General features: G+C 47.1%; 25 protein-coding genes. 6 read left to right on the forward strand and 19 right to left on the reverse strand.

The features are described 5' to 3' along the window. Positions 1-73: 73 nt before the first annotated feature. From AC5JR3_RS13550 to AC5JR3_RS13565, 4 genes are all read right to left on the reverse strand, one after another. Entirely contained in the window at positions 74-871 is a 798-nt protein-coding gene (locus tag AC5JR3_RS13550; RefSeq protein ID WP_495846793.1) for a ParB N-terminal domain-containing protein, read from the reverse strand. Further along, on the reverse strand, positions 864-2,222 hold the full coding sequence (locus tag AC5JR3_RS13555) for an AAA family ATPase (RefSeq protein ID WP_495846795.1): 1,359 nt from the start codon (positions 2,220-2,222) through the stop codon (positions 864-866). Before AC5JR3_RS13555 ends, AC5JR3_RS13550 begins: the two co-directional genes overlap by 8 nt. A 161-nt stretch (positions 2,223-2,383) precedes the next feature. Continuing rightward, positions 2,384-2,863, reverse strand: coding sequence for a GNAT family N-acetyltransferase (locus AC5JR3_RS13560; protein ID WP_495846797.1), 480 nt, complete (start codon positions 2,861-2,863; stop codon positions 2,384-2,386). Positions 2,864-3,007: 144 nt separating this feature from the next. Continuing rightward, positions 3,008-5,092: a prolyl oligopeptidase family serine peptidase gene (locus tag AC5JR3_RS13565; protein ID WP_495846799.1), complete on the reverse strand. Its 2,085-nt coding sequence runs from the start codon at positions 5,090-5,092 to the stop codon at positions 3,008-3,010. Positions 5,093-5,388: 296 nt separating this feature from the next. Here AC5JR3_RS13565 and AC5JR3_RS13570 point away from each other — a divergent pair, with 296 nt between their 5' ends. Both AC5JR3_RS13570 and AC5JR3_RS13575 read left to right on the forward strand, forming a co-directional pair. Then, positions 5,389-5,745, forward strand: a complete 357-nt coding sequence (locus AC5JR3_RS13570) for a 4a-hydroxytetrahydrobiopterin dehydratase (protein ID WP_495846801.1) — start codon at positions 5,389-5,391, stop codon at positions 5,743-5,745. A gap of 191 nt (positions 5,746-5,936) precedes the next feature. Continuing rightward, positions 5,937-6,896: a phosphoribulokinase gene (locus AC5JR3_RS13575; protein WP_495846803.1), complete on the forward strand. Its 960-nt coding sequence runs from the start codon at positions 5,937-5,939 to the stop codon at positions 6,894-6,896. 51 nt (positions 6,897-6,947) lie between these two features. On the opposite strand, the gene AC5JR3_RS13580 is transcribed toward AC5JR3_RS13575, so the two are convergent. The 3 genes from AC5JR3_RS13580 to AC5JR3_RS13590 all read right to left on the reverse strand — a co-directional run bounded on the left by AC5JR3_RS13580 (position 6,948) and on the right by AC5JR3_RS13590 (position 8,294). Beyond that, on the reverse strand, positions 6,948-7,238 hold the full coding sequence (locus AC5JR3_RS13580) for a TMEM165/GDT1 family protein (RefSeq protein ID WP_495846805.1): 291 nt from the start codon (positions 7,236-7,238) through the stop codon (positions 6,948-6,950). A 204-nt stretch (positions 7,239-7,442) separates the two neighbouring features. Continuing rightward, positions 7,443-7,883, reverse strand: coding sequence for a TMEM165/GDT1 family protein (locus AC5JR3_RS13585; RefSeq protein ID WP_495846807.1), 441 nt, complete (start codon positions 7,881-7,883; stop codon positions 7,443-7,445). A 60-nt stretch (positions 7,884-7,943) separates the two neighbouring features. Continuing rightward, positions 7,944-8,294: a YkgJ family cysteine cluster protein gene (locus tag AC5JR3_RS13590; protein ID WP_495846809.1), complete on the reverse strand. Its 351-nt coding sequence runs from the start codon at positions 8,292-8,294 to the stop codon at positions 7,944-7,946. A gap of 203 nt (positions 8,295-8,497) precedes the next feature. Here AC5JR3_RS13590 and psb30 point away from each other — a divergent pair, with 203 nt between their 5' ends. Further along, entirely contained in the window at positions 8,498-8,623 is a 126-nt protein-coding gene (gene psb30 / locus AC5JR3_RS13595; protein WP_495846811.1) for a photosystem II reaction center protein Ycf12/Psb30, read from the forward strand. 380 nt (positions 8,624-9,003) lie between these two features. Further along, positions 9,004-9,528, forward strand: coding sequence for a pentapeptide repeat-containing protein (locus AC5JR3_RS13600; RefSeq protein WP_495846813.1), 525 nt, complete (start codon positions 9,004-9,006; stop codon positions 9,526-9,528). A gap of 91 nt (positions 9,529-9,619) precedes the next feature. Here AC5JR3_RS13600 and recJ read toward each other — a convergent pair whose 3' ends face one another. From recJ to AC5JR3_RS13660, 12 genes are all read right to left on the reverse strand, one after another. After that, positions 9,620-11,671: a single-stranded-DNA-specific exonuclease RecJ gene (gene recJ, locus AC5JR3_RS13605; protein ID WP_495846815.1), complete on the reverse strand. Its 2,052-nt coding sequence runs from the start codon at positions 11,669-11,671 to the stop codon at positions 9,620-9,622. Positions 11,672-11,926: 255 nt separating this feature from the next. After that, entirely contained in the window at positions 11,927-12,358 is a 432-nt protein-coding gene (locus AC5JR3_RS13610; protein WP_495846817.1) for a hypothetical protein, read from the reverse strand. 89 nt (positions 12,359-12,447) lie between these two features. Further along, a complete protein-coding gene (locus AC5JR3_RS13615; RefSeq protein ID WP_495846984.1) occupies positions 12,448-13,143 on the reverse strand; it encodes a hypothetical protein in 696 nt (231 codons plus the stop codon). A gap of 474 nt (positions 13,144-13,617) precedes the next feature. Further along, a complete protein-coding gene (gene acsF, locus AC5JR3_RS13620; protein WP_495846819.1) occupies positions 13,618-14,694 on the reverse strand; it encodes a magnesium-protoporphyrin IX monomethyl ester (oxidative) cyclase in 1,077 nt (358 codons plus the stop codon). 281 nt (positions 14,695-14,975) lie between these two features. Then, positions 14,976-15,791 carry a DUF2996 domain-containing protein gene (locus tag AC5JR3_RS13625; protein WP_495846821.1) on the reverse strand — a complete coding sequence of 272 codons (816 nt, stop codon included), beginning with the start codon at positions 15,789-15,791 and terminating at the stop codon, positions 14,976-14,978. 183 nt (positions 15,792-15,974) lie between these two features. Further along, positions 15,975-16,250, reverse strand: coding sequence for a MoaD/ThiS family protein (locus tag AC5JR3_RS13630; protein WP_495846823.1), 276 nt, complete (start codon positions 16,248-16,250; stop codon positions 15,975-15,977). A 99-nt stretch (positions 16,251-16,349) separates the two neighbouring features. Continuing rightward, complete coding sequence (thrC, locus tag AC5JR3_RS13635; RefSeq protein ID WP_495846825.1) at positions 16,350-17,651, reverse strand: threonine synthase; 1,302 nt, start codon at positions 17,649-17,651, stop codon at positions 16,350-16,352. A 253-nt stretch (positions 17,652-17,904) separates the two neighbouring features. Continuing rightward, a complete protein-coding gene (locus tag AC5JR3_RS13640) occupies positions 17,905-18,165 on the reverse strand; it encodes a MoaD/ThiS family protein (protein WP_495846827.1) in 261 nt (86 codons plus the stop codon). A 54-nt stretch (positions 18,166-18,219) separates the two neighbouring features. Continuing rightward, positions 18,220-19,950 carry a glycoside hydrolase family 15 protein gene (locus AC5JR3_RS13645; RefSeq protein WP_495846829.1) on the reverse strand — a complete coding sequence of 577 codons (1,731 nt, stop codon included), beginning with the start codon at positions 19,948-19,950 and terminating at the stop codon, positions 18,220-18,222. Between the two features lie 154 nt (positions 19,951-20,104). Further along, entirely contained in the window at positions 20,105-20,695 is a 591-nt protein-coding gene (locus AC5JR3_RS13650) for a J domain-containing protein (protein WP_495846831.1), read from the reverse strand. A gap of 154 nt (positions 20,696-20,849) precedes the next feature. After that, entirely contained in the window at positions 20,850-21,446 is a 597-nt protein-coding gene (locus AC5JR3_RS13655) for an ATP-dependent Clp protease proteolytic subunit (protein WP_495846833.1), read from the reverse strand. Positions 21,447-21,533: 87 nt separating this feature from the next. Then, on the reverse strand, positions 21,534-22,193 hold the full coding sequence (locus AC5JR3_RS13660) for an ATP-dependent Clp protease proteolytic subunit (RefSeq protein WP_495846986.1): 660 nt from the start codon (positions 22,191-22,193) through the stop codon (positions 21,534-21,536). A gap of 203 nt (positions 22,194-22,396) precedes the next feature. Between AC5JR3_RS13660 and AC5JR3_RS13665 the strand changes: the two genes are divergently transcribed. Both AC5JR3_RS13665 and AC5JR3_RS13670 read left to right on the forward strand, forming a co-directional pair. Next, entirely contained in the window at positions 22,397-23,638 is a 1,242-nt protein-coding gene (locus tag AC5JR3_RS13665) for a vWA domain-containing protein (protein ID WP_495846835.1), read from the forward strand. Positions 23,639-23,768: 130 nt separating this feature from the next. After that, positions 23,769-24,224 (forward strand): hypothetical protein, encoded by a 456-nt coding sequence (locus AC5JR3_RS13670; protein WP_495846837.1) that lies wholly within the window; start codon positions 23,769-23,771, stop codon positions 24,222-24,224. Positions 24,225-24,367 lie beyond the last annotated feature (143 nt).

Raw genomic sequence — 24,367 nt, forward strand, 5'->3', positions numbered from 1 at the left:
TAACGGGATGACAGTTATGTCTTTGTCTGTAGTGTCTCCGTTGATATTAGATTACCTGGCTTTTTCCTTCTGCTTAGAGAGTCAATACAGTTTTTAGAGACTTAATTTTTGCGGTATCAATGCCGCATTCCAGTTTGGTTATAGGATTTAAGCTTCTCCATTTTCCTTTGCTAGCCGTAAATATAGCATCAGCTACCTTATCGGGATTGATAGCTTCAAAATCACCTATCTTATAGGTTGATAAGTAGTTGAGACGCTCAAAAATTTCTTCTCTCGATGCGCGTTTTACACTAATAGTTGCTGGTGGTGGTGGCGTTTTCAACTTGGGTGTAGGTGAGAAGAAAAATACTTGTTTTAGAGCATCTAATTTCTTACCTTTAATTATTCCACACTTGAGGCTAGGAATAGCATTAAAGTTTTTCCAGGTTTCTCTATCTGTTTCCGCGATGCGATTGGTAGCTTTAAGAACATCCAATCCCTTTAATGGGCTAGTTGGTTCTGAAACTAAATATCTGAGTGCAGACAGGATGGTATCTCTCGACGCTGTATTGAGATTTACCTTGGGAGAAACTTCTTGCGCCAGAATTTTCGCTTGCTCAATGTTTTGCGGCTCTGGATCGATAACAATACACCAAACCCTTTCTAACTCAGCTTGTTGGGCAACTGCATAGACAAAATGATTGCTAACAACTTGGTACTGGTAGTCACCAGTTTCCTTAACGATAACAGGAATCCAATTTCGACCACCCGATTGCAAAACAGCCTTAGCGGCTGCGTCAACAATAAACTCTGAACCAGAATAATCTTCTCCCGGTTCTATATCTTCTAAAGGTAAGTGCATCAAATTACCAAGATTGTCAAAATCACCCATGGCAAAAATACTCCTCAATTAATTTGTGATAGTATTTGTAAGCAGTAATATCTTTTAAAGCTGCTGGAACTCGGTAAAATACCGAATTTGAAACAATTGCGTATCCAGGAATACTAAATATTGTTTGGTTTTTATCTCCTGTACAATATTTCGGCCAGTAATAGGGCAATAAATCAAAATTCTTTGTTCTTTTAATGGTAATAATAAGCTTATATATAGCCGTATTTACTGCCTCTATTTGAGGGTCAGTTATTTTTTCGCCATTAAAAAATATTGGAAGTGCAACTGGGCCCCCGTCTCCCCTTTGATTTTTTACTTGTGGAATGAAATGTTTAATAACTTTAGCTGCATTCTCTAACGATGTTAAACTGTTGTGTTTTGTGGGAATGAGAATGACATCAGCTGAGTAGACGCTACTTTGACTAAAAAACATCCAGTTAGCAGGACAATCAATCAGTATGTAGTCATAATCATTCACCAATGGTTTAAGCAAGTCTCGCAGTCTAGCAGCGCGTTTCTGTATACTTGTAGTTATATGGCTAAGAGCATCTAAGTTTGAATCTGAAGGAATAACATCAAACTTGACCTTGTTTCCGCATTTGTATTGAACCTGAAAAGGCTGAATTGCTTTACGAACACTCAGGGTAGGATTTATTAAACAATTCGATAGAGTTACGATTCCTTCTTGTAGCCCCAGAGAGTTAGTTAAATCTTTTTGCTGCGGATCAAAATCGACTACAAGAACTTTTTTGCCTAATTTAGCGAAAGTAGCCGCTAAATTTATAGTTGTTGTAGTTTTACCTACTCCTCCCTTATTGTTGTAAATGCAAACTGTTAAAGCTTTGGGAGGTTTTTCTAATAAAGTTTTGATTCCAGAAATGATATTGTTAATATTACTTTCCTTAATTAAAAGATTAGGGGTAGCAGGAACGACAACTTTCTCGTGTCGCCGAAATAGTTGAATATGATTTGCATTAGTAATAATGCCCCATTGAGCTGTTTTACATTTAGGGGCAAGAAGATATTGCTGAATTTGATGTTTTGTCTTTTTGTAGTGAGGAGTATCTTCTGCTAAGTTAATCGTAGCTCCACTGGCTATTGCTCTACCCTTGACTTCAACAAGTAAATAGGGGTTATTAGGAGAAGATAAAAAAATATCACCATCAGAATTTTCCCGAGCGGCAAAATCTACTGATTTAGCACCGTCCCCAGTTTTAAATTGTGGATGTCGCTCTAGATCGTTGAATCCTAGTGCGTCTAAAAGTGGCTCTACAAACTGGCTGCTGACGATAGATTCTGTTGCATTTGGTGGAAGATAAGCCAAAATTCGGCTCCAGTCTGTGTTTGTCATTAGTTTTACTTAGAAGGCTGAAGATTATTTAGGTCAGCTTCTATATAATCAAACTTTTAGTTAAAACCACCTCGGTATTTCTCCCGATATAAATTCACCGAAAAGCAACACAAACTATAAATTTGGCAAAAACGCTTCCATCAAAAACAATGCCCTGCGATTTACAGCGTTTTTAAGTCTAGATGCATCTCATTCCCTGCTATAAAGCCGAGGCGGGAGTAGACAGGTTTGCCGGGTGGCGAGGCGTGTAAAACAACTCGCGTGCAGCCGAGGGATTTCAGGTAGTCGCTGGCTAGACAAGTGAGTTTTTTAGCAATTCCCTGATTTCGGTAAGGCGACTCCACATAAACACCCCAAATATAGCCATATTTCCGGTATTCTTCTTGGAGAATATGAGGGTAGAGACCAGCAAAAAGCTGACAACTCACAGAAGCGATCGCTACCCCGTCAACTTCCGCCACAAAAGCCTTATAGCCTAGCTCTCGGCGTGCGTTCTCTATAAACTGGAGCGTAATCTCATGCCAGTCAGAGCAGATAGAATCGGCGGGAACATCATTATCCCGCCACATTTGATAGAAGTGTTCGGCAATGAGGGAGTCTTCCTGTATTGCCTCCCTAAAATTGATATTTCGCTCCGTCATACCAACTAACCTGGCGCTGCCAACAAGGGATAAAAGTCTGTCTATTCTTATCGCAGTTTTCAACTCGCTGCAATACAGAATGTCGTAGGGGCACTCTTGCCTTGCGCCCCTACCCTTGTGGTACAGAAAGTGTGAAATCAGGACTCAGGACTCAGCACTATCAATTTCTACATCCAGCACCCTGACTAAAAATGCCCACTCATCCGCAATTTCCTCAATAATCTTAGTGGTAGGCTTCCCAGCTCCGTGTCCTGCTTTAGTTTCCACTCGAATGAACACAGGTTTTTCCCCCGCATGAGCCTCTTGCAACGCAGCGGCAAACTTGAAACTATGGGCAGGTACCACTCGGTCATCATGGTCTGCCGTGGTAATCATCGTTGCGGGGTAAGCGGTTCCAGGCTTTAGATTATGCAATGGGGAATAGGCGTAAAGTGCCTCAAACTCATCTGAATTATCTGGGGAACCGTATTCAGAACACCACGCCCAACCAATCGTGAACTTGTGGAAGCGCAACATATCCATTACCCCCACCGCAGGTAATGCTGCCCCAAATAACTCCGGGCGCTGCGTCATACAGGCACCCACCAACAATCCCCCATTACTCCCGCCGCCAATGGCTAGCTTGGCTGGAGAAGTGTACTGGTTATCAATCAGCCACTCTGCTGCCGCAATGAAGTCATCAAAAACATTTTGCTTCTTTAGCTTCATCCCCGCTTGATGCCAGTCTTCGCCGTACTCGCCACCGCCGCGCAGATTCGCCATTACATAGACGCCACCCATCTCCATCCACACCAAGCGACTGACTGAAAAACTGGGAGTTAGCGAAACATTAAAGCCACCATAGGCATAAAGGAACGTCGGGTTATTGCCATTGAGTTGCAATCCCTTTTTGTGGGTGACAAACATCGGCAACTGCGTCCCATCTTTACTGTGGTAAAAGACTTGCTTTGTTTCGTAGCTATCCGGGTTGAAGTCCACCTCCGGCTGACGGAAAACCTCGCTTTTCCCACTGACCATGTTGTAGCGATAGATGGTTGCCGGAGTGGTGAAGCTGGTAAAACTATAAAACGTCTCTGTATCATGACGCTTGCCGTTAAAGCCCCCGGCTGAACCAATCCCTGGTAATTCAACCTCCCGCACAAAAGACCCATCCAGCTCAAAAATCTTAATCGCGGAACGGGCATCTTGCAGGTAGTCGGCAACAAACTGATTATTCAGTAAACCGACGCTTTCTAGAGTTTCTGTTACTTGGGGAATCACTTCCCGCCAATTCTTCCGCGCGGGGTTGTTGATATCAATCGCCATGACGCGACCGCGAGGCGCATCTAAATCTGTGCGGAACCAGAAGACACTTTCGTCATTATCGATAAAGCCATAGCTCGCTTCAAATTCGCTGATGAGTTCCACAACTTCAGCATTGGGGTTGCTCAAGTCCTTGTAGAAAACCAAGTTTCTCGAATCCGTTCCCAACCAAACAGAAACAATTAGATAACGTCCATCCTCAGAAACACCACCACTAAAGCCCCATTCTTTTTGATCTGGGCGTTCGTAAATCAGCAGGTCTTCTGACTGAGGCGTACCGAGTTTGTGATAGTAAAGCTTTTGATAATAGTTAACGTCTTCGTACTGCGTTGCCTGATTCGGCTCATCGTAGCGACTGTAGAAAAAGCCTTGATTGTCGTGCGTCCAGGATGCGCCGGAGAACTTCACCCATTGAAGATGATCTGGCAGATTTTCTCCGGTTTCGACATCCAATACCTGCCATTCTTTCCAGTCTGAACCGGAAGTGGATAGCCCATAAGCCATCAGGTTGCCATCTTCACTGATAGCTAAACCGGATAAAGCGATCGTGCCATCTTCAGAAAGCGTGTTGGGGTCGAGCAATACTCTCGGCTCTGCGTCGAGGGAGGTTTGGGTGTAGAGAACGCTTTGGTTTTGTAAGCCATCGTTTTTGAAATAGAAGTAACGATTTCCTTCTTTGAACGGAATTCCAAACTTCTCGTAGTTCCACAATTGTGTCAGCCGCTGCTTAATCTTCTCCCGCGCCGGGATCTCATTGAGATAGCCAAAGGTGATTTGGTTCTGCGCCTCCACCCAAGCTTTTGTTTCTTCTGAATCTGGGTCTTCTAACCAACGGTAAGGATCGGCAACCTTTGTACCGTGATAATTATCAACTTGATCGCTTTTGCGGGTGGAAGGATAAGTGAGGGGTTGATCCGGATATGTCATGAAACGGGATTGTAGGCAGCATTGTATAGTCTAGCGCTCTTACCCTTGGGACTTTATCCCTCTGTAGCGTTGTTAAGAAGCGATGATATGTTGCTCGCGATCGCATCTGAAAAATAAGTAAAACTGGTTTAAATAACTGAGATATTGCACAACAGCAGTCACTAAGGAATGGCTTGCTCAAGTTAGGGACTGAATTATGCTTATTTTCCAGCCTTTGTCAGTTTTTTCATGAGATGGATGCTTGAGGGAAAGACCTAGTGTATTAAAGTTGTGGCAGTTCAATCAGAGAAATAATCATGGCAGACCTAACTGAACAAAAATGCACGGCTTGTAATAAAGATGCGCCGTCTGTTACCCAAGAAGAAATTGCTGAACTCAAGCCGATAATTCCCGACTGGAACCTGATTGATGTAGATGGAGAGCCTCGTCTAGAGCGTGGCTATAAGTTTCCTGATTTTCAAACAGCACTTGCCTTTACTAATAAAGTTGGTGAAGCCGCAGAGGAAGAAGGGCATCACCCCGCACTGCTCACTGAGTATGGCAAAGTAAGCGTCAGTTGGTGGACTCACGCTATTTCTGGGTTGCACAAAAACGACTTTATCATGGCAGCTAAAACGGATGCGATCGCTAAAGAATTTGTTACTAAAAAGTAAGCAAGGCTGGGGTTAATTGGGAGAAAGGGTGAAGTATAAATAAAGTTATTGGTTCTCCTCATCTCCCCATTAGCTATGAACTAGCAGCCACAAGCCAATCCCAAAATACAGATTGCTTCAATTCCCCTTCCCACATAGAATTAAACCAATTCGCAGCCCCACACAAGACCGTCCCTTGACTCGGAGGAATTATGACTAATCGCCCAATTATCCTTGGTATTGTTGGTGACAGTGCCGCTGGTAAAACCACATTGACACGAGGACTAGCTCAAGTATTGGGCGAAGATGATGTCACAGTAATCTGTACAGATGACTATCATCGCTATGACCGGACGCAGCGGGCAGAATTAGGGATTTCTGCACTACATCCCGACTGCAACTATATGGATATCATTGAGCAGCATCTGATTTTGCTCCGTAGTGGACAACCGATTCTCAAGCCAATTTATAACCACAGCACGGGGATGTTTGATCCGCCAGAGTACATCAAGCCGAATAAGTTTGTGATTGTGGAAGGCTTACTCGGTTACTCAACTCGTGGAGCCCGTGATGAGTACGACGTGAAAGTGTTTTTGGCACCTCCGGAGTCAGTCCGTACTCAGTGGAAAGTCAAGCGCGACACGATGAAACGGGGCTACAGCAAAGAACAGGTTCTCGAACAACTACAAAAACGAGAGGCGGATTCTGAAGCGTTTATCCGCCCCCAACGCAAGTGGGCAGATATTGTCGTTAGTTTCTATCCGTCTGAGAGTGAATCCGAGCAAAACGATTTACTCCTAAATGTGCGCTTGGTACTCAGACCGACTATTCCTCACCCAGAACTCGATAAGATTTTGGCACCTGGCGAGGAGCATTCCCCCTCTGCGGTTCGGCTCGATCTTGACCGCGATATGGGTAAACCCGTCGATGTTTTAGAAATTGATGGTCATGCTACTGGCGAACAAGTGCGGGACATGGAGCGGATGTTGTGCAACGAAGTCCCTTATTTAGGAAAATTCTGTAGCTTGGGAGGCAATACCAACCTCGGTCAGGTAGTTGGGACAACCGGAGAAATTCTTCAAAGCTACCCTCTAGCTATGACACAACTCCTTGTTGCCTATCACATGCTCAAAGCGGCAAACATGTATCAAGTGGTGCCAACTGCCGAGTAGGCAATGGAACCGTAGAGACGTATACCGTAACGTCTCTACCTACAACAACACCTAATCTTCTTCCGTTGTTGCTTCTGAGGGCCAAAGGAGACGTACTGCTATTAGAGCAAATCCTACGGCAGCGATCGCTTTTAATATTCGTACAGGCAGTAACTGGGCAATTCCTTCTCCTGCCAAAGTACCGATCAGGGTAGTGAGAAGCAGTGCCGTTACAGAACCCAAAAAGACGGCGCGGGGAGAAGGAGAACTTCCCCCTAATGCGATCGCCGCCAGTTGGCTTTTGTCTCCAATCTCCGCCAAAAATACGGTAATAAAGCTCAGTCCCAGAAGTTGCCAGTCCATGTTGTTTGATATGTGTTTAGTGCTAATCCTTAACAGGGAGATGAGGAGCAGGGGTGATGGGGAGCCGGGGAGCAGAGGAGCAGGGGTGCAGGGGAGCAGGGGAGAGAAAAATTGACGACGATTAGCCATTACTCCAATCGCATACTTCACCCTTCATACTTCATACTTTCTCCCCGACTCAGGACTCACCCTCGTTCCTAGTTCCTAAATCTGCACCACGTCCCACAGCAGCAGCACAGAAATGAAAAGTAAAAGGGTTCCGGCGGCGACTTCTAGTGTTCTGGGAGAAAGACGACTAGCTAGCCAGCGACCGAGCAACACTCCTAGTAAGCTAGTTGCAACTAGTGCCGTTGCTGCACCTGTAAAAACGAGCCAAGGAGATTGGGATTCGGCACTCATTAACAACGTGGCTAACTGAGTTTTGTCTCCCATTTCTGCAAAAAAGATGGTCAAAAATGTGGAGCTGAATATCGCCCATTTCTCCCGTTTTTGCGCCTGTACGGGTTTTTCTTGTTTCTGGGGATTGGAGAGAGTCGGCTGTTGCGATCGCTTTTGTTTCATCACTGACCAGTTGAGGTCGGATTGGTTTTTCAGTAGAGGTTCAATCGCGGCTAGGGAGAGAGTCGGTCGAGAAGAAAGTTTCACAACAGCTCGAAAATTATTTTCATAATTATCTCATCTTTTCCAAACTTTACCACAACCTTTTCAAATGCCGACTTCCTGATTAAAGCGAATTTGTTCTAAACTGCGATCGCCATAGACGGCATCAATCTGCTCTTGGCAACAGTCGATAGCAAAATCATTGACTTCCTCCGGTTCAATACCGTACATATCCTGAAAAATGTCCGGTTCTACCCGACAAAAACGCGGTCTGTCATCATAGATGCGGCATTCTCGCGTTTCCTGCTCAAAGTTTATGCACCAGCCGCCCTCCCCTACCATACTCAGGTACTGTTCTAATTCTGCGGGTGACAAATACTCCTCTAGCCCCGGTCGTTCTGAGGGGTCAAGATGACAGCACGCACCACATTGCTTTACACAACGCCAATTCGCCATTACTTACAATTTTGTTCAAAATTCCCAGCCCATTCAGCTTATCGAGTTTTCACCGCTTCTGCCCGATACACAATCTTTCATTGAGTTTTATATATTTTTATAAAATTAATTAAAAAATCCTACCAATTGCCGGGTAAAATCTTAATAACCTTAAAGTTTTTCAGTTTTCTATCAAATTCTTTGGAACAAGATTGGGAGGATATATGGATTTAAGTTTTCTAGGAAATATTAACTGGGAAGTCATCGCTCAACTCACCATGCTAGCGGCGATCGTTCTTTCTGGCCCCATAGTGATTTTCGCATTAGCTGCTCTCGGCGGCGACCTATAGATCACTGTTAACCCAGTCTATTAAAAATTAATAAATCTTTAAGAGCGACACTCACTGGTGTCGCTCTTTTTTTAGTCCTGAGTCCTGAGTGCATCGATTTGGTCAGACCACCCTGCTCGGAGTGTATCGTTGGCTCGTGAGAAGCGCTGATTGCTTTTACCCTGGCTCACTACGCTTACCTATCTACCGACCCATTTGAACTTCCCGACTGGGGAGCTTGTTCCCAGCTAGCGCATTGCAAACCTTGTTGCCTGAAGTTGTGCTGTCCCTCCTTTTGCTTGAGGTTAAACGAACACGTCCTTTATTGAATGCCTTTGGACTAGATCTTCAATTAACTGAGGCAATCATATAGTACATTTGTTCTGACACAAGAGGTGAGTATGGATATAACTGGTGAAGAGTTGCTCAGGCGCTACGCTGCTGGGGAGAGAGATTTCACGGGAGTCAAGCTGAAGTACGTTGACTTGAGCGGGGCTAACTTGAGTGGGGTTAATTTGACCAATGCCAGCTTGGGGGGGGCTAACCTCGAGAGGGTCAATTTCAGTCAATCAATTTTAAGACGAGCAAATATGGCTGGTGTTTGGATGAGTAACGCCAATTTGGAAGGAGCTGACTTGAGTGGTGCCACCTTCCAAGAGAGCAATTTGACTGGAGCTAACTTCAGGGAGGTCAACTTCGAAGGAGCGAGTTTGGTTGAGACTGCTCTGCATGATGCCAATCTGGAAAGAGCCAATCTCAGAGGCACTATCTGGGGAGAAACTACCAACCTGACCAACGCTAATCTTAAGGGAGCTATCTGGGAAGACGTTGTGGGAGAACCCATCAGACAAAATACCATCATGCCAAACGGGGAAGTTATTACTGATGAGATTGAGTTACCCGACGGCTCCAAAATAGTTCCCTAGCCCCATTTCTGCTAGTAGGGGAGCAGCAAAAGGATTGCTCGTGCTGTCTTCCCTAAGAACTTCCCGAATTTCTTGAGGGATATTAGTATACCTACTCCGACAGTTCCAAGGCGTGAATAGCGGCTTTAATAAGTTGGAAGTAGTGCGGCTGGGTGACATCCACCTCCTTTGCCTCTTGCCGATGCTTGCCTAAAAGCCCTAGGCGTTGTCCTTTTTGGATTGCCAGAACTTTTCCTTCTGGGTTTTGAATTTTCAGTTCATTGTCTAACTCATAAAGACTGCAAGTGTAGTGGCGTTCGTTGTGGTGAAACTCAGCTGTCTTGGGAGGAGGCGGGGGAGAAACAGGTAAGCGCACGCCAACTAACTCCAACTCAATCGAGATGTTGCCGTTCCAAACATTGCGTTTGAGTTTATAGGCAATATCGACGAGGGAGGGGAGGGGATAGTAGTCACCCCAACGCCACGCGATCGCTTTTATAGTCATCGATTGATTAAATGGACTCAGCGTTAACTTGAGGTGTCCTTTACCAATGGTTTTTTGCTCAAGCACCTTTACATTGGGCGTCCAGAAAACAGGATCGGGGTTGCCAATGCCGCAGGGATGAAGAGTGTCAATTTGCTGATAGAGGTCAAGGGTGATTTGGCTCAAATCTGCCTGAACATCAATGGCGACTAGCGGCTTGAGGTGTTCTGGTTCTAAGCATTGATGAGCAAAGGTACTGAGGGAGGCTTGAAAAGCTGCCAAATTTTCAGCGGGTAAGGAAAAACCGCCAGCGGCTTTGTGTCCGCCAAACTTTCCGAGTAAATCCTGACAAAACTGTAGCGCCTCAAATACATGAAACTCTGGAATTCCCCGTGCTGAACCCCGGATATGTTCGGCGGTTTCCCCTTCGTAGGTGCCGATAAATACAGGAACGCCATAGCGTTCTAACAAGCGGGAGGCAACAATACCGATGACGCCGTGATTCCAACCAGATTTTACAATGACTAATACTCGTTGTTGGTGTAAATCAAGTTGCTGTTCTTCAACTAATGCGATCGCTTCTTGTTCAATTTGTTCGCATAGCTGCTGACGATGTTGGTTAACTTGTTCGCACTGCATCGCCCGTTCCAGCGCTATCCCAGGCTCATCGGTTGTCAGTAAATCAATGACAATTTGAGGATCTCCAATCCGCCCAATGGCATTAATTCTTGGCCCCAGTTTAAAGCCAATATCCTCTGGCTTCAAGGATGATTGAGGTTTTACCGCCGACTCTGGACTTGGGGCGACCGACTCCGGACTAACACCTGCAAGCTGAATGAGTGCTTGTACCCCAGCAAGTTGAGATTGGGGTAAGAGTTGCAAACCTCGCTTGAGCCAGCGGCGATTGATACCCGTTAGGGGGGCTAAATCAGCGATCGTTCCCAGAGTAAACAGTTCCAGTAACAGTGCGGTCAATCCTTTGAGTTGTCCTAGTTCCTGCGCCAACGTCACAGCCAAAATATAGGCAACTCCTACGCCCGCTACTCCTCGGTAAGGAGAAGATTCGGGAATCAGCTTGGGGTTAAGAATTGCATCGGCGGGGGGAAGTTTTTCGGGGAGGTCGTGGTGGTCTGTGATAATAACGGTCAAGCCTAAATCTACAGCTAGGGCGATCGCGTCATAGGCAGAGATGCCGTTATCAACGGTGAGAATCAGCCCCACCCCTTCATTAGCACACTCTTCTACAATGCGTTGATTGATGCCATAGCCGTCTTTCATCCTGCTAGGAATGGCGTAATCAACGTCTGCTCCCAACTGCCGCAATGCCCGCAATAATAACGCTGTGCTAGTCATACCGTCAGCGTCGTAGTCCCCTACTATGGCGATTTTTTCTTGTTGAGCGATCGCATCTTTGAGAAACTGTACGCTAATTGCCAAATCTGGAAACTCCTCCAGTGGCGCGGGCATCGTTTGCGATTCTGGATTTAAAAAAACTTGCGCTTGCGCGACTGTCTCGATCCCCCGGTTAATTAATATCTGGCTCAACACCAGGGAAAGCCCTGTTGCTTGTGCAAGTTGGGTCGCTTTTCGCGTCTGCAATGGAGCGATTTGCCACCGCTGATTAGGTAAATTGGGCGTAGGGCGGTAGGACTCAGAGGGAAGTAAGTTTTGCACAGGCATTGTCGCTCAAAATCACAGCACCGATCGATTATGAATCATTAGCCTGCTGAAGGGATCGGTGTTATTTCCTAAAATCCTGAGAGAAGCATCTGCTGAACGAGCTTGGCTTGCCCTTTTTAGTGTTATTAAAACAAGAAGGGTAAGCTAGCAAATATTTACTTTCCACCCATCAAGAACAGGAAACGGTCTAAATCGATACAGTGATTTTTGGAATCCCCTACTATATTCGGTACTGCAAATAGGGGCGGCAAGATGTCAAAGAATATTAATCCGACCATCATCGCGGAGATAAACTGAGCGATCGCCCGTTAGACTCCCCCCCGGACGCACCTCAATCCTTAGTAGTCGTGCTTCTGGTTTGCGGATATTAACTTGCAATGGCGCTCCCTGAGCATCCCAAAACACTACAGAAAAATTGGGGTCAACGGTGCCACCGCGCAGGAAAGAAAGCACTTGTCCCGGACTCACAGGTAGCGCATCAGTGCCGTAGACTTGCTGAACTCGCAGCACACCAGAGGTAAGGTTGGCAACCTCCACTGTGATCCGTTGCCCTGGAATGAACTGCACAGGCTGCGGGCCACAACTTGTCGCCGCCACACAGGTTCCGGCTTGGGCTAACTTCGGCTGTTCAGCACCACTCAGCATTAAGGCAGTTGCCATTAAGACACCTGGTAGCAGTTTATACATCGTTTCCTCTTGGGCATCACTTCTGTGTATTTTGATTTTGGCAGAGAAATGCGATCGCCTTTCTGACTAATTTAGGCGAACTTAGTACATCAAGGCATCCACTCCAAAACAATCCCTACCCGGCTATCTTTTGCTTCCCTAGAATTTTGCTTCTGGATGTCTGTAGCAAGGCGCAAGTTGCGAGTCACCGCATAGCCCACAGAAAGCGTGGTAATGCCCACTTCATTACTGCTACCGGGAGAGACAAAACTCTGAGTTAAAGAAACATCAGCCGCACCTGTTCGAGACAACGCCAGCATCAACCGCGCCCCCACATTTACACCATCTGTCGAGTAATTGCCCGTTTCTATATAGCGGTAGCCTACCTGCGGGGCAAAATTGACATAACTACCGAGGGGACGCACGTAGTAACGTAAATCTGCGCCGACTGATTCTCGGTTGCCTTTAAATGTTGCCTGGTAATCTGCACTTACCGTCAAACCACTACGACCGAGAAACACATCCTCTACCCCAACATTAAATCCCCCTTCCTGGTTAGTTGAGGGAAATTGAGAATAGCCCAACCGCAGCCGAGTGCGAAAACTAGGATCGTTGCGGATGGCGTCTAAAACATCTGGTACCTCCTCCAACCACCGCTGTAATACCGGACTGTTTTCAATAATCTCTGGACTCAAATCCAACTGTTCCGCTGCTGAGTTGGGCGTCGCTGCGGGTTGAGGTGTGAGTAAATCTGCTGGAGTAGGCTCTGTTTGGCTTACCTGTATTGCGTCCTCTTCCTCCCCCATTTTTAAGGAGGGCTGGGGGGCATCTACCGCCATAGAATTGCCCTCAAGTGGCAGGATATTGATGGCACTGTTAGGAGTTAGACCCCTACCCGTTAGCGAGGAGAAGGTTTCTGCCTTTCCTGAAATAGAAGGGGGCTGGGGTGTGAGGTTTTCTAGATTGAAGTCATCCTGGTTTTCTACCCCAACCGTCTCTGCATCCAGAACAAGACTAGGAGACTCTGCTGGCAATGCTTCACCCCAAACTGGAGTAGCCACGGCTAGTAAAATCATACTTACCCACCAGCCATGGACTGGCAGTTGTGGGATAGACCCCCAACCCTCTTTGAGGAGGGCTATAAGTAAAGCTTGTCTTAACTGCCAAGCATTTTCTCCCAATCTCATTCTTTACATCCTTTCCTATCAGTTTCCGTGGCACAAAAAAGCGGTTCTACAGATTGCAGAACCGCTAATTTTCAAAGTCAGCAGAAAAGTTATTTAGCGAGCAACACCATGGGTTGCTACCGCATCAATCGGCTTCATTAGGTACAGGCGCAACAATTGCCAGCCTATAGAAGCGATTGGAGGTACTTTCTGGAAGAACTTCAGGAATTTTGGTGTGTTCGATTCGGCGATCGCACTTAGTTTCTCATTATTTTGCACGCACTTTTCTAGGCGATCGTAAAATTCCGGATTCTCTACATCCAGAACCAGTGGGAACACCCGTCCAGCGGTTTCATTGGTCTTCAAGATCACATGCTTGTCATACTCCCGCGCCTCCAATCCCAAAGCGGCATAGAAGTCAGCACGTTGGATGTCATTGAGATACATTGTCGCAAACACCGACAACAAGAAAAATCGACACCACAGCTTGGCTTTCCAGTCATTCAAAAACTGGGGTTGTGCGCGCATCAGAGCATCGAAGAAGTCACCGTGGCGGTTCTCATCCTGACACCAGTTTTCAAAAAAGCGGAAAATCGGATAGATTCTATCTTCCGGATGCGCTTCTAAGTGCCGATAAATGGTGATATACCGCCAGTAGCCAATCTTTTCAGATAGGTAGGTGGCGTAGAAGATGAACTTGGGCTTAAAGAAAGTATATTTGCGGCTCTTTGTCAGGAAGCCTAAATCCAGCGACAGGTTAAAGTCCGACATCGCTTTATTGAGGAATCCCGCGTGACGCGCTTCATCCCGCGACATCAAATTAAAGCATTCTGCCAAGACAGGATTTTTATCTTTTAAGCGGCGTCCAAGTTCCTTGTAGAGTAAGAAGCCTGAAAATTCCGCTGTGCAAGAACGCTCTAGAAACTCAACAAACAGCTGCCGCTTTTCACCGTCGATGTGATCCCAAGATTGCTCAAATTCCTCATCCCGGACGAAGTGATGGCGATTGTAATCAACACGGAACTCTTCCAGGATCGCTTGCAGCTCCTCTTCATTGGGCGAAAGATCCATCCGCGCCATTTCATCAAAATCGGTGGTGTAGAACCGGGGCGTCAACAGGGTTTCCTTTGACGGGACTTTCACCCCGGGTCGTATCTCTTCAGAACTGGGTTTTTTAAGGGAATCTACCATAACTTAATTGCTCACTTGTCTTTTGACTCTGGGCGGGAGTAGTGTGGCGATACTACGAGCAACTCACAAAATTACCCAGACTGGGCTGCGTTCCAGTCTACCAAGGAACTCAGTGAGCAGAAGCCTCTTTTGGCATTAAGAGTTGCAACATCATGTCAAGTTATATGACATTGTGACTTGTTTTGTGGCTGCAATGTTATAGAGAAAAGCTAATCCTACGGTGGCGATCGCTCTCTACTAGAGAGGCTGTTTGCTCTTACCGCAACCTACTCCCTAAATTCCTAATTCCACGTCAGCCACTTCTGGGCATTCAGGCGCTGGATAGTGTACATCACCAGCAGGTCTAGCGTTACTCGGCGCTCATCAATCATGAACGACTCCAGAGTACTAGCCTTGCCACCACTAGCCGCGCAGGAAAAGGCTTTTTGTTTACTGATATCTTCCTCAGGGAAATAGACATGAAACTTCCGCTGACCATTTTTCCAGGAACCCGCCACTTGCCAGCAGTCTTCTCCTCCCTCCAAACCAGCCGTCTGAAATTTGTCTTTAACAAACGTTAAATCCACTTCCTTAGCGCCTTCCTCAGCTAAGGCAGTTTGTAAGGCTGGGATGTACTCTTGTTCAATAAACTCTGGAAAAGGCTTATCTTCAGGAGCAGGAGGCTTTTCTTTTTTAGCTTTGGCAGCAGGTTTTTTAGCTTTATCGTCTGCGCCCTCTTCCGCTTTAGCTCGAGGCTTTTTCTCTGCGGCAGGTTTGGTTGCTGACTTTGACTCCTTATCGGCATCTTTGGGATTAGGCGACGTTTCTCCGCTTTCGTCTTCTTTTAGCGCCTGCGCCCCTTTTTGTTGCTTCCCTGCTACTTCTGTGGGTTTGTCTTCAGTAGCATTAGGGTTTACTTCTGGATTTGTGGCTTTGGGATCGGGTGCATTCGCCGAAGGAATGTCAGTTGCCTCCGGTTCATCGGTACTAGCAACATTTTCTTTAGAAACACTGGGAGTCCGTGCCTCCCCAGCCGCAGGATTGTCAGGCGCTTCTTCCGAAATTCTGGCATCTTGTGCGGTTTCGTCGTTTTGATTGGAATTTTTTTCGTCTGCCATTGTTCAAATAAATAATCTATTAGTGGAGCATTCGCCCAGATAATACCTGGAACTATAAACCTTCGTAACCATCTTAAACTGATTGCCGCAATGCGGTTAAAGCCATTCTTAAGTGGCAGCATTGCGGCAATATTATCTTGCTTTTGGCAAGGAAACGATCGGGAGTAGATAAATTGAGCTTGCTCAGCCTCCAGCTACGGCAGGTACGATGCTGACTTCATCACCATCGCTCAGGGAGGTTTGAGGCCCCTCTAAAAAGCGAATGTCTTCACTATTGACGTAGAAGTTCAAAAAGCGACGAGGCTTACCCTCTTCATCACACAAACGTGCCTTAATGCCAGGACAGCTAGTTTCTAGAGAGTTCAGCAATTCAGTAATGTTGCTGCCATTACATTCAATCGTTGCTTGATCGTTGGTGAATTTTTGCAGTGCAGTAGGAATTAGAACTGTAACAGCCATGGGTGAGTAGTTAAACCTTAGTTGTTGGTTGCTAGAAGCTTTGGATTAGTGGTTTTTAGTTGTTCTTTGCAAAACTAACATCTAAAAGCCACTAACTGATTAAACCAATACTTGTTGCCAGTCAAGGCGCTCTAGAGTGCGAGAACGTTCTAGTGCCCGCTCAAAACTATCCAGCTTTGGCTCAATGGTTAGAGGTTCGCCAATGTAGCCTTGAACGGCTTCTTGAGTTTTCAGACCATTGCCCGTGATGTAGACAACGGTAGTTTCGTCGGGGTCAATCTTTCCTGCTTCTACCAATTTCTGTAGCACGGCAACTGTGGTGCCACCTGCGGTTTCGGTGAAGATGCCTTCGGTTTCTGCCAGTAGCTTAATGCCTTGGATAACTTCAGCATCGCTGACTGATTCGATGTTGCCGTTGGTTTTTCTAGCAACTTCTAGGGCATAGATGCCGTCAGCCGGGTTGCCGATGGCAATGGACTTGGCGATGGTGTTGGGCTTGACGGGGTTAACGAAGTCACGTCCTTCGCGGAAGGCTTGGGCAATGGGAGAACAACCATCGGCTTGTGCGCCACTGAAGCGAACGGCTTTATCTTCAACTAAGCCAACTTTGATGAATTCTTGAAAGCCTTTGTAGATTTTGGTGAACAAGGAACCGGAGGCAAGGGGAGCAACGATGTGATCCGGTAGCTGCCAGCCGAGTTGTTCGGCAACTTCAAAGCCGAGGGTTTTGGAACCTTCGGAGTAGTAGGGTCGCAGGTTGATGTTGACAAATCCCCAACCATGTGTATTTGCAACTTCACAACAGAGGCGGTTGACTTGGTCGTAGTTGCCCTCAACTGCCATGACCGTTGGGTTGTAGATGAGGGTGCCTAACACTTTTCCAGATTCTAAGTCGGAGGGGATGAAGACACAACAATCTAATCCAGCATGAGCTGCGATCGCGGCGGTAGAATTAGCTAAATTTCCCGTGCTAGCACAAGATACGGTCGAGAAACCTAATTCCTGCGCTCTGGTTAGGGCAACAGACACCACCCGATCCTTAAAACTGAGGGTGGGCATGTTGACGGCATCATTTTTTATATAGAGATTTTTAATACCTAGGCGGCGTGCCAAGCGGTTTGCTTTTACTAACGGGGTCATTCCCGTACCGACATCAATAGGAGTCTGAGTACTAACGGGCAAGAAATCGCGGTAGCGCCAGATGGAGTTAGGGCCGGCTTGAATGCTTTCGCGAGTAACGCGGCGGCGCAGGAGGTCGTAGTCGTAGCTCACTTCTAATGGCCCAAAGCACAACTCACAAACGTGCATCGCTTGCAGTTCGTACTCAGTACCACACTCTTTACACTTGAGGGCTTTCGTAGCAGCAGTCTGCGATGTTTGGGGTTGAGTTGCTTGGGTCATGGGTAAATTTTCTTAATATATCTGTCAACAGTCGATTAACAGTAACACAAGCAAAAATACCCGTCAAATATACCCGACTCTTTTTGTCGGGTTTGAACTAGACAGGAAATCTGAAGGTAAAGATGTTTTCTACAACGTCTCTACTGGATTTTTGCCCCTCGTGTCACTTATAAACCTTGAATTTTCGTTCTCAAACCCACTTTTTGAGGCGGCTGATAGGCTCTCTCTACCTCTTCTTAACTCTGCACTCCTGTTAGCCGCCGCTAACGGGGGGAATCAAGACTACCTCGTCACCATCGTGGAGAATTGTGTCGGGTTCTACAAATTGGAGATTAACGCCGAAGCGGGTGACATCTCGCCACTGTTTGAGTTCTGAATGTTCGGTAAGTAAGTTCTCTAGTACAGTGACTACTTGCGTTTCTGGGGGGTATTGCCGCACCAACTCAGGTACACCGTAAGCTTCCTGGTAGGCGGCGAAGAGTTTGATGGTGATGGTGATTGGAGATTCCGGCATGGCATTTATATGAACCACAGAGGACACAGAGGGCACGGAGAGTAAGGAGGTTGATCAACTTTTTTGTTCTAGGGCAGTTTTGAGGTCAATAACTGTGCTGATCAAGGCGGCATGAACGAAGGTTTGAGGGAAGTTTCCTAGCATCTGCCCAGTTTTTGGATCGGCTTCTTCGGCAAATAATCCGAGGTCGTTGGCATATTCTAGGGCGGCGTCGAGGATTGCATAAACTCGTTGGAAATCCCGACGCATTACCCAGTACTGTGCTACCCAAAGGCTTCCTGCTAGAAAGGCTCCTTCGTGGAGTGAGTCGAATTTCTCTAGGTGGCGGCGGTACAGATATCCAGTAGCGCGATCGCGCTCTAACGCTTTCATGGTAGCTAGCATCTCCGGGGTATCAGGCGGCGTATACGCCCATACGGGAAAGAGTGCGGCTGAAACATCCACGGCTTCGCCGCCTGCGATCGCTGCGTAAGCCCCCTCTGAGGTCAGACATTTCTCAGCAACGAAGTGTCGAATGTCCTGCACGGCTCCCCGCCAGCGTTGCGCTTGCGCTTCACACTCGGCAAACTGGGCAATGTAGTCTAAACCGCAGGCGACGATAACCTTGCTGGAGGTGTACTGGAGTTTCTCCCGTTCCTCCCAAATCCCGTAGTCAGGCTCACTCCAATGCTCGGCTAAAAATTCAGCGATACGTTCAATGAGCGACCAATGCTTTTTTGTTCCACAGTGGCTGTAGATGAGCTTGGCAGCTAGCAGCACATTCCCATAGGCATCAAGTTGTAGCTGTTCGTTGGCGCTATTGCCGATTTGTACAGGTTGGCTGCCACGGTAGCCGACAAAGTTGAGGGTTTCCTCCTCTGGAGCTATTTCACCGCTGAGGGTGGAAAAGGGAAGTAGCGGCATGTTACCGGAATCGCGACTGAAGCCGCAGATATAGTCGAGAAAGCGTTGCTCCTCAGTTCCGTTGCTGCCTGCACGGATCAAGGCGCTGGCGATCATGCCTGCATCCCGAAGCCAGACGTAGCGGTAGTCATAGTTCCGCTTTCCTCCCAAAACCTCTGGCAGGGAGGTGGTAGCTGCAGCGATAATACCGCCATTTTCCTCGAAGGTAAGCAGACGCAGTACCCGCAGCGAAGCTGCAACTTCCCGCTCGTAGGGGCCATGATACGTGGCGTGGGAAGCGATCTGCCGCCAGCATTCGAGGGTTGTTTCGAGCCAAGCGTCCACCTCTTTGCTGGTGGGGGAGGTGAGGGATTCGTTCACCAGCACTGCCCAACCGGGTTCGCCTTGAGGAATCGTGAAGCGGACGCATTCCCCTATGATCGCAAGTGGATGGGAGGCGTAGAGATAATGGCGATCGTCGATTTGTACTGCCTGAGCGATGTTTTGGAGTTTCAGCGGACGCCGCCCGTAGTCCGGCGCAGCCTGTAAGGTCACTGTAACTTCGTTTGGTGCAGGCGAAAACTGACGACAAATCCCACGCGGCGTATTTTCTCCCAAAGGCATCCAATCTGTAACCCGCAGTTCGCCATTAGGGGTCGCGAAGGTTGTTTCTAATACCCCACTATCTTCTAGGTAGCGGCGACGGGCAAAAGTGGTATCGGGCGATCGCATTATCCAGATTCCACCCCGTTTTGGGTCGAGCAATGCCGCTAACAGGGAAGGGTAATCGAAACGTTCCGGACAATACCAGACGACAGCCCCCTTTGTAGTGATGAGGGCAGCAGTGCGGCGATCGCCAATAATCCCCAAATCGCGAATATCGGGGAAGTCGTTCTCTCCCATTAAAAAGCTATCCGAAAGTAGATGTGAGAAATTCCTAACCACAGAAGAACATAGGATTAATGTCTGGTAGTCACAGCTTAAAGATGATTTTTTAAGATAGCTTTTCAATACCAGCTAAACGCTTTGTATAGCCTGTTTTGCTTTCAGAGTACTTTCAGAGTTTCTGCTCTATGCGGCGAAACTCGTGTTCCACTTCTGCCCAGAGTGACTTGTTGTGGGGGTCAGTGCGGAGGGCTTTTTTCAGATAACTCCTAGCTTTATTGAACTGCTTTTCATTTACCCAATAACGTCCCCAGCGAGAATAGGCGATCGCCTGCCACTGTCGCACTTCCAGATCTTGAGGAATGCGCTGTGCTAACCCTTCTACCAGCGCGATCGCCCGAGGAAATCTCTGCTCTTTTAATAATTGCTGTAAATGCAGATAAGACTGCCGCTTGAGTAGCTGTTCCGTTTCTGTCAATGGCGGCTGCGGAGGAGTCGGTTTTGGTTTTCGAGTAACCTCAGTCGTGGGGGCTGTTGGGAAGGGAGGAGTAGACAGGGTTTGCGCCACAGTAACTCGATCCAGCTCTTTGAGGAGGAACTGGTAAGCTTCGGTGGCGGCGATAAACTTGTCTTGCGCTTGCCGATCCGACGGGTTGACATCCGGGTGATATTGTCGTGCCAAGCGTCGATAAGAGGATTTGATTTCAGCGACAGACGCTTCAGAAGTAATTCCTAATAGTCGATAGCAATCTGCCAGATCCATTGATACGCCATTCGTTAGATGTCAACCATCGTTGATCATGTGTCATTTAATACCTTACTCAAGACAAAAGACAATGGGCAACTGATAGCCAAATAAATTCCCATAAAACAAGGGCAGCTCAACAAGGGCTGCCCTTATTTCCTACCCTGCGGTTCTACAGGGTTTGCTCTTCAATGACACGGTCAATTAAACCGTACTCCTTCGACTCTTGAGCAGACATGAAAAAGTCACGATCCATGTCTTTTTCAATCTTCTCAATGGAGTTACCCGTATTGTCGGCGTAAATTTGGTTGAGTTGATGCCGGATTCTGATAATTTCTCTAGCTTCAATCTCAATATCTGTGGCTTGTCCCCGTGCGCCCCCAGATGGTTGGTGGATCATGATCCGCGAGTGGGGTAAAGCAAGGCGCTTTCCCTTCTTACCAGCAGCCAGCAGGAAGGAACCCATTGATGCCGCCAAGCCCACACAAATGGTCACGACATCAGACTTAATGTGCTGCATGGTGTCATAAATTGCCATGCCTGCGGTAACAGAGCCACCAGGCGAGTTGATGTAGAGGTAGATATCTTTGCCAGAATCCTCTGAATCCAGATAAAGCATGACAGCGATAATCTGGTTAGCAATTTCGTCATCAACTTCTTTACCTAAGAAAATAATCCGTTCCCGATAAAGACGATTGTAGATATCAATCCACTGAGTATATTGTTCCCCAGGCATTTGATAAGGAACTTTTGGTACGCCGATTGGCATTGCATTTGCTCCGAATTAAAAAAAGAATAATCAGTTGAATGCCTTCATAAGTGAGGCAGAAAGATCATAAAAAGCTGCAAACTAGTCTTAAGAAACCCCAGCAGGTAGCGGTGGATTAGCAAGATCGCTAGTCTCTAGTACGCGGTCAATCAAGCCGTACTCTTGTGCCTTTTGAGGTGACATGTACAGCATTCGATCCATATCCTTGGCAATTTTCTCTGCGGATTGACCAGTGTTGCGCGACAAAATATCAAGCATCGTTGATTTATTAGCCAACACTTCTTTCGCCCGAATTTGAATATCCGTGGCTTGACCGCGAGCATATGCCTTCGGCTGATGCAAGACAATGGAGGCATTCGGTAAGCTTGCCCGACATCCTTTTGTCCCCGCAGAAAGGAGCATCGCCGCCATACCCATTGCTGAACCAATACAGATGGTGTGGATGGGTGGCTTGATGTAGCTCATCGTGTCACAGATGGCAAAGGCTTCGGTTTCAAAGCCAACAGGTTCGCCGTTGTAACTGGAGGTGCCTGTGGAGTTAATGTAGATTTTAATCGGCTTGTCGGGGTCTTCGTACTGCAAGTACAAAAGTTCCGCTACGATCAATTCGGTTACCGCTGGCACCAAAGGCATACCCAGATAAACAATCCGCTCATTCAGCAGTAGCGAGGGTAAGTCTGGCGGCGGTGTCCGGTATGTGCTACGACCGTAGTAGCTGGACTGAACAGCCTGAATGGGTATCTTCATGGTGTTGGGGGCTGCAATAATGGCGCTATCTTTAAACATAGTAGCGTGCCTGTGAGCGTGCCTGTGGCAGTTCTGGGAGATAGTGACTTTCCCGCCCAACAGCCGCTGATTTGTCAGGCTATTTGTGATTATTCCGTAGCGTCAAAGTTGCGTCTTGAAGTTACTCACTCCCTAGATTTTGCGCTTAACAGGAGCTTTTTCTAATGAAAGTTGGCTTGCACCCAGCCCTCAATGATATTCATTTAGACGCAATGCAACCTAGCAATCAGCGTCAACTGTCGATCGCCCTACGTGCGATTTCCACCGGGCAAGACCGCAATCTCCCGCTCAATTTGTGTCTAGTTCTCGACCACAGTGGCTCAATGAACGGACGCCCATTAGAAACTGTTAAGAAAGCGGCAATTAGCTTGATTGAGCGTCTCAACCCTGAGGATCGGCTCTCGGTGATTGCCTTTGACCACCGGGCGAAGGTTTTGGTTAAAAATCAGATTGTCACTGATCCGCAGAGCGTGACAAAGCAAATCAATCGGCTGTCAGCTGATGGGGGAACGGCGATTGATGAAGGACTAAAGCTGGGAATGGAAGAAGTCGCTAAGGGCAAGCAGGAGACGGTATCCCAGATTTTTCTGCTGACAGATGGTGAAAATGAGCATGGAGATAATGCTCGCTGCTTGAAACTTTCAGAAGTGGCAACGGAGTACAAAATTACCTTAAATACTTTGGGATTTGGTGCCCACTGGAACCAGAATATTTTAGAAAAAATTGCCGATATTGGCGGTGGCACCTTATCTTACATTGAGCAACCAGAACAAGCGCTTAATGAGTTTGGACGCTTGTTTAATCGTATTCAAGCTGTGGGCTTGACGAATGCCTATTTGTTATTTGATTTAATGCCCAAGGTTCGTTTCGCCGAACTTAAACCCGTCGCGCAAGTAGCACCCGATACGATTGAGCTGCCTGTACAACCGGAAAATAATCGCTTCAAAGTTCGCTTGGGAGATTTGATGACGGATACCGAGCGCGTGGTGTTGGCAAATCTTTATATTGGTCAACTCCCCCAAGGGCGGCAGGCGATCACTAATTTGCAAGTCCGTTATGATGACCCCGCAGCAGATCAAGAAGCCATTTTGTCTGAGCCGATGTCTGTGGAAGTGGAAGTCCAGAGTGTATACAAACCCGCACCCAATGCTCAGGTGCAACAGTCTATCTTGGCGTTAGCCAAATATCGGCAGACGCAAATTGCCGAAGCAAAATTACAACAAGGCGATCGCGCTGGGGCTGCCACAATGCTACAAACGGCAGCAAAAACCGCTATTCAAATGGGCGACAAAGGCGCAGCTACCGTTCTCCAAACCAATGCCACTCGCTTACAGTCTGGCGAAGACCTCTCAGAAGCCGACCGGAAGAAGACGCGAATCGTCTCGAAAACGATATTACAGGAATGAAGAGAGTGCTGAGTGCTGAGTCCGGAGTCAGTGAGTAGGGTAGAAAGTGTGTTCAGCGAAGCCGTTGCCGGAGGCTAGGGCGAACGATGTTCTCCTCATCTCACCATCCCTATAACAGGAAACGATTCTGGTGAAGCACGCTCCGCTTAAGTCAAAACTGATACTAGAAGCCCAAGCTTGTCTACAACTAGCAATTCCTTTAGCCGCCGCGCAACTCTCACAAGCGGCGACTAATTTTTTCGACACTATCATGATGGGCTTACTCGGCACCCAAGTATTAGCGGCTGGGGCATTGGGAGCGATCACCTTTTCCACCCTAATTTTGATTGGGACAGGTATTGTCTCTGCTTTCGATGGCATTCAGATCATTGCGGCGGGGGCGTTACGCGGGCTAAAAGATACACGGGTGCCAATGTTTATTGGTATTTTTGCTTACTGGTGTATTGGCTTATTTGCAGGATATTCAATGGGGTTGCAGCTCAATTGGGGTGGTGTCGGTTTAGGGTTCGGTTTGGCACTAGGATTGGCTGCCGCTGCCGGAACTTTCACTTGGCGTTTTCACCATTTGCTTTCGTCGCGGATCTAAGCGGTTAGATGGGTGAGGAGTTTTTAGTTATTGGTTATTAGAGAGAAAGACCAGTTTGATTGTGGTACTTAATTACAATATTCATTAGGAGTACACATTGCTGTACCTCTACCTGAATTAGAACGTCAATCTCTTAGTACCTT

Source organism: Kastovskya adunca, assembly GCF_059505785.1.